Raw genomic sequence first — 12,147 nt, 5'->3', positions numbered from 1 at the left:
CCCATGTCGGGCCTAGCACCGGCGAAGGAAAGTGCCAATGCCGACCGCGCCGCGCGCCACGCTGCTTCTGACCCGACCGATGCCCGATTCGCGGCGCATCGCGGCGATGCTGCCCGATTGGCCCGTCGTCATCGCGCCCATCCTGCGGATCGAGCCCGTCCCCCATGACGCCGCAGCCCTGCAGGCCGCGCCGGGACTGGTCTTTACCTCGGGCCATGCGGTGGCCAGCGCCGGGCCCGGGCAGGGGCGGCTGGCGCTCTGCGTGGGGCCGCGCACCGGCGATCTGGCCCGCGCCGCCGGGTTCGACGTGCGCGAGGGGGACGGCTTTGCCGAAAGCCTGCTGCCCCTGATCGCCACGGCCGGGATGCCGCTGATCCATCCGCATGGCCGCCATCTGGCGCGCCGCCTGCCGGTGCCGGGCGTCGTGGTCTATGACCAGTTGCCGCAGCCCCTGACGCCCGAGGCGCTGGCCCTGCTTGAGCGGCCCGATCCGGTGGTGCTGCCGCTCTTTTCGCCGCGCTCGGCCCGGCTTCTGTCGCAGGCTTTGGCAGGGGCTGTCGCGCCCCTTTGGGTGGTGGCGATCAGCGATGCGGCCCTGGCGGCCTTCGAGGCGCCCGCCGCGCGGGCCGTGGTGGCCACCCGACCCGATGCGCCCGCGCTGGTCGCGGCAATCGGGCAGATCGCGCGGGCGGAACAAAGCTGATAGCGGGCGGGTTGAGCAGCGGCCCTCCCGCGACTAGGCTGCGCGGGACGCGCCGCGCAGGGCTGCCGCCCTGCCACCATACGGGGACATGACGTGACAACCAATCAGACGACCGAGGAAGCCGCGCCCGGCGCGCGGCCCCAGCCCGCCAAGCCCGGCGTGATCGCCTCGACCGAGATCGGCGCGGGCAAGCCCGCCCAGGCCGGCCAACCCGGAGAGATCCGGCCCATCGAATCCAGCCTCGTGGGCGACGGCTCGACCGGGCTTCCTGCGGCCAGCCCGCGCAGCCCCGCGCCGTCCCAGTCCGCGCGAACCGAGGCCCCCACCGCCCCCACTCCGCCCGCGACCGGCGCTTCGCCGCGTCCTGCCATGGACCCCGCCCCGCGTCGTGGCGGCTTCCTGCCGCTGGCGCTTGGCGGCGCGGTCGCCGCCGGTCTGGGCGCCGCTGCCGCCATCTGGGCGCTGCCGCATCTGCCCCCCGAATGGCGCCCCGCCACGGCTGCCGCGCCCGTCGCCTCCGCCCCTCCGGCCGAGGCCCCGCCGCCCATCGACGAGGCCGCCCTGATCGCCGCCGCCGAGGCCGCCGCCCGTCAGGCCGCGATGGATGCGCTGGCCGAGGCACCCGCCCCCGAAGCCGCGCCCGCCGATCTGCCCGCCGATCTGGCCGCCCGCCTCGACGCGCTGGAACAGGCCGCAGCCCAGCAGGACGACGCCCCCGAAGGCGCCAACCCCGAGGCGCTGGCCGCGCTCCAGACCCGACTTGACGAACAGCAGGCCCGGCTTGACGAACTGGCCGCCCGCCCGGCCTTCGACCCGGAAGCCGCCAGCGCCCTGCAGGCCCAGATCGAACAGGCCGCCGCCGAAGCCGAACAGCGCCTGGCCGCCGCGCAGGCCGAGGCCGACGCCCTCCAGCAGGCCGCCGCCGAAAGCACCCGCCGCGCCGAGGCCGTCGCCGCCATCGCCGCCCTGCAGGCCGCGCTGGACGAGGGGATCACCCCCGATCAGGCCCGCGACGCCCTGGCCGCCGCCGGGCTCGAGGCGCCCCAGGCGCTGGCCGCGCCCATCCCCAGCCTGGCCCAGCTGCAGGCGGGCTTTCCCGAAGCCGCCCGCGCGGCCCTGCGCGCCAGCCTGACCGCTGCCAGCGCGGAACGTCGGGGCAATCTGGTGACGAACTTCCTGCGCGCCCAGACCGGCGCCCGCTCGGTCACGCCCCGCGAAGGCACGGACCCGGACGCGATCCTGTCGCGCGCCGATGCCGCGCTTCAGGCCGGCCGCGTCGCCGATGCCCTGGCCGAGATCGCGACCCTGCCCGAACCCGCCCTTGCCGCACCCGCCATGGCTGAATGGCGCGCCGAGGCCGAGGCCCATGCCAACGCGCAGGCGGCCCTGTCCGACCTGTCCCCGGACCAGAACTGAGGCCCGCCCGATGCTGTTGTCCTTCGTGAAAATCCTGTTCTTCTTCGCCGCCGTGCTGGCGCTGGCGCTCGGCGCCACCTGGCTGTCGGAAACCGGGCAATTGCTGCGGATCGAATATGGCGGCGTCGAATATGTGCTCACCCCGGTCAAGGCCGTGGTCGCGCTGGCGACCCTGGCGATCCTGGCCTGGCTGGTGATCCGCCTTCTGGGCCTCTTCCTCGCCTTCCTGCGCTTTCTGGCGGGTGACGAGACCGCGATCAACCGCTATTTCGCCCGGTCGCGCGAACGCAAGGGCTATGCCGCCTTTGCCGAGGGCATGCTGGCCGTCGCCTCGGGCGAGGGCAAGCTGGCGCAGGACAAGGCCGCCAAGGCCGCGCGCTATCTGAACCAGCCGCATCTGACGAACCTTCTGGCCGCGCAGGCGGCAGAGACGGCAGGCGACCGCCAGAAGGCCATCGCCGTCTACCGCGAGCTTCTGGGCGACGACCGCACCCGCTTCGTCGGGATCCGCGGCCTGATGCGCCAGAAACTGGCCGAGGGCGACACCCACAAGGCGCTGCTGCTGGCGCAAAAGGCCTATGCGCTGAAACCCCGCCACAAGGAGGTGCAGGACACGCTGCTGGACCTCCAGACGCGCGAGCATGACTGGAAGGGCGCGCGCCGCACCCTCAAGGACAAGAAGGCCCAGGGCGATCTTCCCAAGGACGTCGCGCTGCGCCGCGACGCGGTCCTCGCCCTGCAGGAGGCCTCCGAGGTTCTGGCCAAGGGCAATTCCATCAGCGCCCGCGAGGCCGCGATTTCGGCCGCCAAGGCCTCGCCCGACCTGATCCCGGCGGCGGTGCTGGCCGCGCGCAGCTATGTCGCGCAAAAGGACTACCGCAACGCCTCGCGCATCCTCGAAAAGACCTGGAGCGTGCGGCCCCATCCCGACATCGCCGCCGCCTATGCCGAGATCGCGCCCGACGAATCCCGTCAGGCCCGGCTGCGCCGCTTCGACGCGCTGATCCGCAAGAACCCCGATCATGAGGAAACGCGCCTGCTTCAGGCCGAACTCCTGCTGGCCGCCGAGGATTTCCCCGGCGCCCGCCGCGCGCTTGGCGACCTGGCGACGAAACACCCGACGGTCCGGACGCTGTCGATCATGGCGGCGATCGAACGGGGCGAGGGGGCCGATGACAGCGTCGTGCGCGGCTGGCTGACCCGCGCCCTGACCGCGTCGCGCGGGCCGCAATGGTGCTGCGACAAATGCCACAACGTGATGCATGAATGGGCGCCGGTCTGCGACAGCTGCAACGGCTTCGACACGCTGACCTGGCGCGAACCGGACGGCCCGCGCGCCAGCCCGGCCCCCGCCTCGGCGGCCGGGGCCGAGATGCTGCCCCTCCTGGTCGGCGCCTCCGCGCCGGCCCCGGAAAAGCCCGCCGCGCCGGAGGCGCCCTCCCGGGCGCCCCAGGGCACGGCGCCGCGCCCCGAACCCGGCCCGGCCCCCGCGCCCCGCAACGTGCCCCGGGTCGCACCGGGCATGGTGCCGCGCGAATCGGATTACGACGATTACGAACCGGCCCGCACGATCACCGAACCCTCCGCCGGATCGGGCCCCGTCCCCGACCTCACCGGCAAGGCCGAGGCCTCGCCCGCCCGCGACGCCCCGCCGCTGGTGATCCCCGAAACGCCTCCCGCGACCGCGCAAGCCCCGGAGCCCGCCGACGAGCCCGCCGCCCAACCTGCCGCCGAACCCCTGGTCGAACCGGCGCCGAAGCCCGAGCCCGAGCCCCGCATGGTCCGCCCCGACGTGGAACCCCCGGAAGAGGCCGACTGGACCGAGGGCAAGACCCGCCCCTGACCGCGCATGCCACCACCCGCCGCGCCCCCGACCGGGGGCGCGGCGACCCGCGCGCCCCGATACGGCCGCAGGGCGAAAAAAAAATCCGCCCGCGCCCCCTTCCCCCCCGCCACCGAAGGTGCTAATCCGCCCTCCACAGTCTGGATGCCGCTGTAGCTCAGCTGGTAGAGCACGTCATTCGTAATGATGGGGTCGGGGGTTCGAGTCCCTTCAGCGGCACCACTTTCCCCCGGAAGGTGAGACAGACTTCAAGGCGCAGCCCCGAACGCCGCGCGATCCTCCACCAGATCGACGATCCTGTCAGAGCGGCTCGGCCGCGCGCCGAACTTGCAAGCCCTCCCGGCCGCATGGTCAATGGCAGAACGCCCCGCCCCGTGGGGCAGGGCGCGCCTGCTCTTTGCCTTGGCTCAAATATCCTCGGGGGGTCCGGGGGGCGAAGCGCCCCCGGCGATCGCGGGACGCAGACAGTTCAGACCAGCCGCCCTTCCTCCATCGCCGCCCGCACGAAGCCCGCGAAAAGCGGCGCCGGCTCGAAGGGCTTCGATTTCAGCTCGGGATGCGACTGCACGCCGATGAACCAGGGATGGTCGGCATATTCGATCACCTCGGGCAGCTTCCCGTCCGGCGACATGCCCGAGAATTGCAGCCCCGCGGCTTCCAGCCGCTCGCGATATGTGGCGTCCACCTCATAGCGGTGACGATGGCGGTCCTCGATCTCGGTCGCCCCGCCATAGACCTGCGAGATGCGCGAGCCTTGCGACAGCACCGCCGTATAGGCGCCCAGCCGCATCGTGCCGCCCTTGTCGTCGCCGACCTTGCGCTTGACGGTATAGTTCCCCTGCACCCATTCCTTCAGGTGATAGACGACAGGGGTAAAGCGCGTCTTGCCCGCCTCGTGGTCGAATTCCTCTGACCCGGCATCGGGCATCTCGGCCAGGTTCCGCGCCGCCTCGATCACGGCCATCTGCATGCCCAGACAGATGCCGAGATAGGGCACCTTCTTCTCGCGCGCGTAACGCGCGGCGGCGACCATGCCCTCGGTCCCGCGCTCGCCGAAACCGCCCGGCACGATGATGCCGTGATAGCCGTCCAGAAGATGCGCGCCCTCGCCCTCCAGCTTCTCGCTGTCCACCCAGTCGGCCCGCACGCGGACCCGGTTGGCCATCCCGCCATGGGTCAGCGCCTCGGCGATGGATTTGTAGGCATCCTCCAGCTGGGTGTATTTCCCCACGACAGCGATCCGCACCTCGCCCTCGGCATTCTCCAGCCGGTCCATCACATCCTCCCATTTCGAGAGGTCGGGGCGCGGCGCCGGGCTGATCTGGAACGCGTCCAGCACCGCCCGGTCCAGCCCCGCGCGGTGATAGGCCAGGGGCGCCTCGTAGATCGACTTCAGGTCATAGGCCGGGATCACAGCATCGGGGCGGACATTGCAGAACAGCGCGATCTTGGCGCGTTCCTTTTCCGGGATCGGATGCTCGGACCGGCAGACCAGCACGTCGGGGGCAAGGCCGATCGATTGCAATTCCTTGACCGAATGCTGCGTGGGCTTCGTCTTCAGCTCTCCGCTGGCCGCCAGATAGGGCAGCAGCGTCAGATGCATCAGGATGCATTCGCCGCGCGGACGCTCGTGGATGAACTGGCGGATCGCCTCGAAGAAGGGCAGGCCCTCGATATCGCCGACCGTCCCGCCGATCTCGCACAGCATGAAATCGACCTCGTCCTCGCCGATGGCCAGGAAGTCCTTGATCTCGTTGGTGACATGCGGGATCACCTGGATCGTCTTTCCCAGATATTCGCCCCGGCGTTCCTTCTCCAGCACGTTGGAATAGACGCGCCCGCTGCTGATGCTGTCGGTGCGCCGCGCCGAGACGCCGGTGAAGCGCTCGTAATGGCCCAGGTCCAGATCGGTCTCGGCGCCGTCATCGGTGACGAAGACCTCGCCATGCTCGAACGGGCTCATCGTGCCGGGATCGACGTTCAGATAGGGGTCCAGCTTGCGCAGCCTGACGGTGAAGCCGCGCGCCTGCAACAGCGCCCCCAACGCCGCCGAGGCCAGGCCCTTGCCAAGCGAGGACACAACGCCGCCGGTGATGAAGATGTAACGCGCCATGAGGCCCCCGTGATCTGCGATTCGTCTGTCTGCTGGCCGTTGCGAACAACCGGCATCACGGGATTTGGACAATAGCCGATTCGCCCCGTGGCCGCAACGGACCCCAAGTTCATGTGGGGCGGATCAGACCGCCCCCAAGTCGTTGTGTGTCTTCAGTTGGCCGGAGGCGGCGTCACCGCATCGCCCGGCGCAACCGGCTCGGGTGCGGCTTCGGGCGCGGCGGGCGCTGCGGCCTCGGGCGCCGCTTCGGGCGCGGCCGGCGCGACCACATCGGGCGCCGCAGCCGCAGGGGCAGCCGCTTCGGGCGCCACGGCTTCGGGCGCGGCCGCCTCAGGCGCATCCGGCGCGGGCGGGGTCAGCGGGTTGCCGCCTGTCGCGGGCGGGGGCGTGTAAAGCGGCATGTTCGGCACGGCCGGCGTGGCGGGCTGGTCGCCCCCGGTCACGCCGATCTGGTCCATGATCGACCCGGTCGTGGCCTGACGCGCCGCGATCACCGTCAGCGCCAGCGAGGTGCAGAAGATCGCCACGCCCAGGATCCATGTCATCCGCGTCAGCGCATTCGCGGCCTGACGGCCCGACATGACGCCGCCACCGCCGCCGCCACCCATGCCAAGCCCGCCCCCTTCCGAGCGTTGCAGCAGGACGACCCCGGTCAACAGCACGGCAAGGATCAGATGGACGGTCAGGATGACGTTTTCCACGGCTTTCGGCCTTTCATTTGCGGACGCGCCTATCTAGTCACCTGTCGGGGTGATGGCAAGCAAGACTGTCCCCGGACCGGCGGGGGGTGACATGACGGCATTGATGATCCAGGGCACCGGCTCGAATGTCGGCAAGTCGCTGCTGGTGGCGGGGCTATGCCGCGCGGCCTGGCGGCGCGGCATCAAGGTCGCGCCCTTCAAGCCGCAGAACATGTCGAACAACGCCGCGGTGACCCCGGACGGGGCCGAGATCGGGCGCGCCCAGGCCCTTCAGGCGCTGGCTGCGGGGATCGAGCCGCAGGCCGACATGAACCCCGTCCTGCTGAAGCCCGAGACCGATCGCGGCGCGCAGGTGATCCTGCAGGGCCGCGCCATCGCCCGGGCCGAGGCGCGCGATTATCAGGCGCTGAAGCCCCGCCTGCTGGGGGGCGTGCTGGACAGCTTCGCCCGCCTGTCCGCCGCGCACGATCTTGTCATCGTCGAAGGCGCGGGCAGCCCGGCCGAGGTGAACCTGCGCCCTCGCGACATCGCCAATATGGGATTCGCCCGCGCCGCCGGCGTGCCGGTCGTGCTGGCGGGCGACATCGACCGGGGCGGCGTGATCGCCCAGATCGTCGGCACGCAGGCCGTGATCGACCCCGAGGACGCCGCCATGATCCACGGCTTCCTGATCAACAAGTTCCGCGGCGATCCCCGCCTTTTCGATGACGGCTACCGGATGATCGAAGCGCGGACCGGCTGGCCCGGCTTCGGTGTCCTGCCGTGGTTTCCGGCCGCCCATCGCCTGCCCGCCGAGGATGCGATGGAACTGCGCGGCGGGCGGGGCGAGGGGCTGCATGTCGTCTGCCTGACCCTGTCGCGCATCGCGAATTTCGACGATCTGGACCCGCTGGCGGCGGAACCGAGCGTGCGGTTGACCATGCTGCCGCCGGGCCGGGCCATTCCGGGCGACGCCGATCTGGTGATCCTGCCCGGCACGAAATCGACATTGGGCGATCTGGCCTTTCTGCGCGCGCAGGGCTGGGATATCGACCTTGCCGCCCATCATCGCCGGGGCGGGCATGTGCTGGGCATTTGCGGCGGCTACCAGATGCTGGGCCGCCTGATCGACGATCCCTCGGGCGCGGACGGGCAGGCGGGTCAGGTCGAGGGGCTGGGCCTTCTGGACGTGACGACGGTGATGGCGCCCGACAAGCGCGTGACCCGCGCATCGGGCAGCGCGTTCGGCCAGCCGGTCTCGGGCTACGAGATCCATATGGGCCGGACCCGTGGCCCCGATTGCGCGCGCCCCTTCGCCCATATCCCCGACCCGGACGGCGCGATCAGCCCCGACGGGCGGGTGATGGGCAGCTACCTGCACGGGCTATTCTCGGATGACGGGTTGCGCGCGGCCTTTCTCGCGCGTCTGGGCGCGCCCTCGCAGTCGGGCTACGGGGCGGGCGTCGAGGCCGCGCTGGACGATCTGGCCGACCATATCGAGGCGCATCTGGACGTCGCCGGCCTTCTGGCCGTTGCGCGCTGATCGTTAACGCGGCGCGCGTTGTCGGTGCACGTCCTGTGCACGCGCTGTGCACGGCTTGTGACCTTGTGGTGCTGGACGAAACCGGGCGGGCGCGCTACCTGATGGGCATGGAACACGCAAAGCCGCCCCTGAAGCTCTACCTCGCCGCGCCGCGCGGCTTCTGCGCGGGCGTGGACCGCGCGATCAAGATCGTCGAGATGGCGCTGCAGAAATGGGGCGCCCCGGTCTATGTCCGCCACGAGATCGTCCACAACAAGTTCGTGGTCGATCAGCTTCGCGAACAAGGCGCTGTTTTCGTTGAGGAACTTGACGAGTGCCCCGATGACCGGCCGGTGATCTTCTCGGCCCATGGCGTGCCCAAGGCCGTGCCAGCCGAAGCGCAGCGCCGCCAGATGGTCTATGTGGACGCGACCTGCCCGCTGGTCAGCAAGGTGCATATCGAGGCCGAACGCCACCACGCCGCCGGGCTGCAGATGGTGATGATCGGCCATCAGGGCCACCCGGAAGTCATTGGAACCATGGGACAATTGCCCGAGGGCGAGGTGATCCTGGTCGAGGATGTCGCCGATGTCGCCCGCATCGAGGTCCGCGACCCCGGGCGCCTGGCCTTCATCACCCAGACCACCCTGTCGGTCGATGACACCGCCGCCGTGGTCGAGGCCCTTCAGGCGCGCTTTCCCGCCATCGTCGGGCCGGCGAAGGAGGATATCTGCTACGCCACCACCAACCGCCAGGCGGCGGTCAAGGCCGTGGCACCGCATATCGATGCGCTGCTGGTGATCGGCGCAGAAAATTCCAGCAATTCCAAGCGGCTGGTCGAGGTCGGCCGGGCTGCGGGCTGCGGCTACGCGCAGCTGGTGATGCGCGCAGCCGATATCGACTGGCGCGCGCTGGAGGGGATCTCGGCCATCGGCGTGACGGCCGGGGCCAGCGCGCCCGAAGTGCTGATAAACGAGGTGATCGACGCTTTCCGCGACCGTTACGACACGAGTGTCGAGATCGTCGAGACCGCCATCGAGCGCGTCGAGTTCAAGGTGCCGCGCGTCCTGCGCGAACCCGCGGCCTGAGGGCTGGGCCGAGAGCGCCGGGGCTCTGCCCCGGACCCCGGGATATTTGAGCCAAGGCAAAGGGTTGGCGATGCGACTTTATTCCATGCCCTCGTCCGGGAACAGCTACAAGGTGCGGCTGCTGCTGGCCTTGCTGGGCCGCGACTGCGAGATGATCGATGTCGAATATGGCAGTCCTGCGCTTGAGGCGGCGCAGCGCGAGGGGCGGCTGCCCTTCGGCAAGGCGCCGGTGCTGGAACTGCCGGACGGGCGGCTTTTGCCGGAATCGAACGCGATCCTGTGCTGGCTGGGCGAGGGGACGCGGTTCTGGCCCGGCGATGCCGTCGAACGCGCCAAAATGCTGGCATGGATGTTTTGGGAGCAGAACCAGCATGAGGGCGTGATCGCCGTGCGGGCCGCGCTGGCCTGCTATCCGCATCGCGCCGCCGAGGCCACGCCCGAGCGGATGGCCGCCCTGCTGGAGGCGGGGCATCGGCTGCTGGGCCAGATGGAGGCGCATCTGGCGGGGCGCGACTGGCTGGTGGGCGATGCGGCCAGCTTGGCCGATATCTGTCTTTATGCCTATACCCATACGGCGGGCAGTCGGGGTGGGTTCGACATGGCGCGTTTTCCCGCCGTGACGGCCTGGCTGGACCGGGTCGCGGCGCTGCCGGGTCATGTGGGGCTCGATGGCTGAGTTGTTCGCTTGGACCGATGGCGCCTGCAGCGGCAATCCCGGCCCCGGCGGCTGGGGCGTCCTGATGCGCGCGATCGAGGGCGAGACCGTCCTCAAGGAGCGTGAATTGCAGGGCGGCGAGGCCGCGACCACCAACAACCGCATGGAATTGATGGCCGCGATCAGCGCCTTGGAGGCCCTGACCCGGCCGAGCGAGATCGTGATCGTCACCGACAGCAACTACGTCAAGAACGGCGTCACCCAATGGATCCACGGCTGGAAGCGCAACGGCTGGAAGACCGCGGACCGCAAGCCCGTCAAGAACGTGGAATTGTGGCAGCGTCTTGATGAGGCCGCACGCCGGCACAAGGTCGAGTGGCGCTGGATCAAGGGCCATGCCGGTCACGCCGAGAACGAGCGCGCCGACGAACTGGCCCGCGCAGGCATGGCACCGTTCAAATGAGCCTCGATGCGCTGGTGACGGTGCTGGATTATGGTTCCGTGCTGATCTTCGCGCTGACCGGTGCGCTGGTGGCCAGCCGGGCGCAGCTGGATCCGGTGGGGTTCGTCTTCATGGCCTCGCTGACCGCGGTCGGGGGCGGGACGCTGCGCGACCTGATCCTGAACCGCGAGGCGGTTTTCTGGGTCGCCGAGCCGTCCTATGTGCTGCTGGCTGCGGGGGCGGCGCTGGTCGTCTTCTGGACCGCGCATCTGCTGGAGAGCCGCAGGCGCTGGCTGGTCTGGCTGGACAGCGTCGCTTTGGCCGTCGCCGTCGCGGCAGGGGCGGGCGTGGCGATGGAGATGGGATCGCCTCCGATCATCGTGGTCATCATGGGCATCGCCACCGGCACGTTCGGCGGGCTGATGCGCGATGTGGTCGGCAACGAGGTGCCGCTGGTCTTCAAGCAGGGCGAGCTTTACCTGACCGCGGCCTTCGGCGGCGCGGTGGCGGCGGTCATGCTGGACTGGCTGGGCATCGCGCGGGCCGAGGCGCTGATCGCCGGGGCGGTCGTGGTCTGGGTGCTGCGTGCGGGCAGTCTGGCCTTTGGCTGGAAGCTGCCGCTTTACAAACCGCGCCCGCCGCGGCGCTAGCGCAGCACCGGGGGCCCCGCGCGGCCTGCGTCGATATTCTGGACCCCGGCGCGCAGCCCCTGTCCGATGCGATGGGCCAGTTGCGACCAGGCGCGGGCCGACCAGGGGGGCAGGGTGCGGCGGAGGGCCTCGTCGAAGAGCGCCAGCCAGATCTCGAAATGTTCGGGGCGGACATTGCCCGCCGAGAGATGCGCGCGCATCGGGCTGCCGTTGTAGCCGGCCTTGTGCAGGATCGCGCCCTTCCAGAAGGCGGCGATGCGGTCCTCGTGCGCGGGCCAGTCGCCGACATGTTCGGCGAAGACCGGGCCCAGCACCTCGTGCCGGCGCACGGCGGCGTAGAAGACGGCGACCACTCGGGCGATCTCGGGTTCGGTGATGTCGAAGCGCGGGGTCATTTGCCGCATCTGGGCGAGGCGCGCGCCGGTTGCAAGGGGGAACGCGCAGGCTTATGCGGGCGCATCCCGGTCGCAGCCCACCCGGACAAAACAGGAGCATCCCATGGCCCATTACACCGACGCGCTGACCCAGCTTGGCAGCGCCACCGCCCTGCCGCAATCGCCCGAGGAGGCCGTGCTGGAGCGCGTGCCGAACCCGCAGGCGGGCACCGCCTATGTCGTGCGCTTCACGCAGCCCGAATTCACCAGCCTGTGCCCGCTGACCGGCCAGCCCGATTTCGCGCATCTGGTCATCGATTACGTGCCGCGCGACTGGCTGGTGGAATCGAAGTCGCTGAAACTGTTCCTGGGCAGTTTCCGCAATCACGGCGCCTTTCATGAGGATTGCACCGTCGGGATCGGCCGCCGCATCGAGGAGCTGCTGCAGCCCGACTGGCTGCGGATCGGCGGCTACTGGTATCCGCGCGGCGGCATGCCGATCGACGTCTTCTGGCAGACCGGCCCGGTGCCGGCGGGCGTCTGGCTGCCGGATCAGGGCGTGCCCGGCTATCGCGGGCGCGGCTGAGCCGGACGCCACCCCCAAAGAAGCCGCAGGCGGGGTGCTTGCGGGGGGACGTGGCGCTTTCTATAGAGGGCGCAT

The 12,147-nt window shown here is 70.4% G+C and carries 12 protein-coding genes and 1 tRNA gene; 10 read left to right on the top strand and 3 right to left on the bottom strand.

The features are described from left to right. Positions 1-37 precede the first annotated feature (37 nt). The 4 genes from QAR72_RS10395 to QAR72_RS10380 all read left to right on the top strand — a co-directional run bounded on the left by QAR72_RS10395 (position 38) and on the right by QAR72_RS10380 (position 4,184). A complete protein-coding gene (locus QAR72_RS10395; RefSeq protein WP_304617305.1) occupies positions 38-703 on the top strand; it encodes a uroporphyrinogen-III synthase in 666 nt (221 codons plus the stop codon). A gap of 93 nt (positions 704-796) precedes the next feature. Beyond that, positions 797-2,119, top strand: a complete 1,323-nt coding sequence (locus tag QAR72_RS10390) for a hypothetical protein (RefSeq protein ID WP_304617304.1) — start codon at positions 797-799, stop codon at positions 2,117-2,119. Between the two features lie 10 nt (positions 2,120-2,129). Continuing rightward, entirely contained in the window at positions 2,130-3,962 is a 1,833-nt protein-coding gene (locus QAR72_RS10385) for a heme biosynthesis protein HemY (RefSeq protein ID WP_304617303.1), read from the top strand. A 146-nt stretch (positions 3,963-4,108) separates the two neighbouring features. Beyond that, positions 4,109-4,184 (top strand) — tRNA-Thr (locus tag QAR72_RS10380). A gap of 247 nt (positions 4,185-4,431) precedes the next feature. On the opposite strand, the gene QAR72_RS10375 is transcribed toward QAR72_RS10380, so the two are convergent. Together QAR72_RS10375 and secG are read right to left on the bottom strand one after the other, a co-directional pair. After that, on the bottom strand, positions 4,432-6,075 hold the full coding sequence (locus tag QAR72_RS10375) for a CTP synthase (protein ID WP_304617302.1): 1,644 nt from the start codon (positions 6,073-6,075) through the stop codon (positions 4,432-4,434). Between the two features lie 152 nt (positions 6,076-6,227). Next, the gene (secG, locus tag QAR72_RS10370) at positions 6,228-6,776 is read right to left on the bottom strand and encodes a preprotein translocase subunit SecG (protein ID WP_304617301.1); all 549 of its coding nucleotides are present in this window, start codon (positions 6,774-6,776) and stop codon (positions 6,228-6,230) included. Between the two features lie 91 nt (positions 6,777-6,867). Between secG and QAR72_RS10365 the strand changes: the two genes are divergently transcribed. The 5 genes from QAR72_RS10365 (at position 6,868) to QAR72_RS10345 (ending at position 11,112) form a co-directional block, all read left to right on the top strand. Continuing rightward, on the top strand, positions 6,868-8,298 hold the full coding sequence (locus QAR72_RS10365; protein WP_304617300.1) for a cobyric acid synthase: 1,431 nt from the start codon (positions 6,868-6,870) through the stop codon (positions 8,296-8,298). 107 nt (positions 8,299-8,405) lie between these two features. Further along, complete coding sequence (ispH, locus tag QAR72_RS10360) at positions 8,406-9,365, top strand: 4-hydroxy-3-methylbut-2-enyl diphosphate reductase (RefSeq protein ID WP_304617325.1); 960 nt, start codon at positions 8,406-8,408, stop codon at positions 9,363-9,365. A gap of 70 nt (positions 9,366-9,435) precedes the next feature. Beyond that, positions 9,436-10,041: a glutathione S-transferase family protein gene (locus QAR72_RS10355; RefSeq protein WP_304617299.1), complete on the top strand. Its 606-nt coding sequence runs from the start codon at positions 9,436-9,438 to the stop codon at positions 10,039-10,041. After that, entirely contained in the window at positions 10,034-10,483 is a 450-nt protein-coding gene (gene rnhA, locus QAR72_RS10350) for a ribonuclease HI (RefSeq protein WP_304617298.1), read from the top strand. The genes QAR72_RS10355 and rnhA overlap by 8 nt, the downstream gene beginning before the upstream one ends. After that, positions 10,480-11,112, top strand: a complete 633-nt coding sequence (locus QAR72_RS10345) for a trimeric intracellular cation channel family protein (protein WP_304617297.1) — start codon at positions 10,480-10,482, stop codon at positions 11,110-11,112. The genes rnhA and QAR72_RS10345 overlap by 4 nt, the downstream gene beginning before the upstream one ends. On the opposite strand, the gene QAR72_RS10340 is transcribed toward QAR72_RS10345, so the two are convergent. Next, entirely contained in the window at positions 11,109-11,507 is a 399-nt protein-coding gene (locus QAR72_RS10340) for a group III truncated hemoglobin (RefSeq protein WP_304617296.1), read from the bottom strand. The two genes, QAR72_RS10345 and QAR72_RS10340, sit on opposite strands and share 4 nt — an antisense overlap. Positions 11,508-11,610: 103 nt before the next feature. Here QAR72_RS10340 and queF point away from each other — a divergent pair, with 103 nt between their 5' ends. Then, the gene (queF, locus tag QAR72_RS10335) at positions 11,611-12,072 is read left to right on the top strand and encodes a preQ(1) synthase (RefSeq protein ID WP_304617295.1); all 462 of its coding nucleotides are present in this window, start codon (positions 11,611-11,613) and stop codon (positions 12,070-12,072) included. The last annotated feature ends 75 nt before the right edge of the window (positions 12,073-12,147 follow it).

It is taken from the genome of Paracoccus sp. (in: a-proteobacteria), from assembly GCF_030604785.1.
Lineage (GTDB): Bacteria > Pseudomonadota > Alphaproteobacteria > Rhodobacterales > Rhodobacteraceae > Paracoccus.
This window is presented reverse-complemented; position numbering and strand designations above follow the sequence as displayed.

Coding starts and splice junctions, on each gene's coding strand:
- rnhA (WP_304617298.1), top strand. CDS start 10,034: ATGGCTGAGTTGTTCGCTTGGACCGATGGCGCCTGCAGCGGCAATCCC.
- QAR72_RS10365 (WP_304617300.1), top strand. CDS start 6,868: ATGACGGCATTGATGATCCAGGGCACCGGCTCGAATGTCGGCAAGTCG.
- ispH (WP_304617325.1), top strand. CDS start 8,406: ATGGAACACGCAAAGCCGCCCCTGAAGCTCTACCTCGCCGCGCCGCGC.
- QAR72_RS10395 (WP_304617305.1), top strand. CDS start 38: ATGCCGACCGCGCCGCGCGCCACGCTGCTTCTGACCCGACCGATGCCC.
- QAR72_RS10355 (WP_304617299.1), top strand. CDS start 9,436: ATGCGACTTTATTCCATGCCCTCGTCCGGGAACAGCTACAAGGTGCGG.
- QAR72_RS10375 (WP_304617302.1), bottom strand. CDS start 6,075: ATGGCGCGTTACATCTTCATCACCGGCGGCGTTGTGTCCTCGCTTGGC.
- QAR72_RS10345 (WP_304617297.1), top strand. CDS start 10,480: ATGAGCCTCGATGCGCTGGTGACGGTGCTGGATTATGGTTCCGTGCTG.
- QAR72_RS10385 (WP_304617303.1), top strand. CDS start 2,130: ATGCTGTTGTCCTTCGTGAAAATCCTGTTCTTCTTCGCCGCCGTGCTG.
- QAR72_RS10340 (WP_304617296.1), bottom strand. CDS start 11,507: ATGACCCCGCGCTTCGACATCACCGAACCCGAGATCGCCCGAGTGGTC.
- queF (WP_304617295.1), top strand. CDS start 11,611: ATGGCCCATTACACCGACGCGCTGACCCAGCTTGGCAGCGCCACCGCC.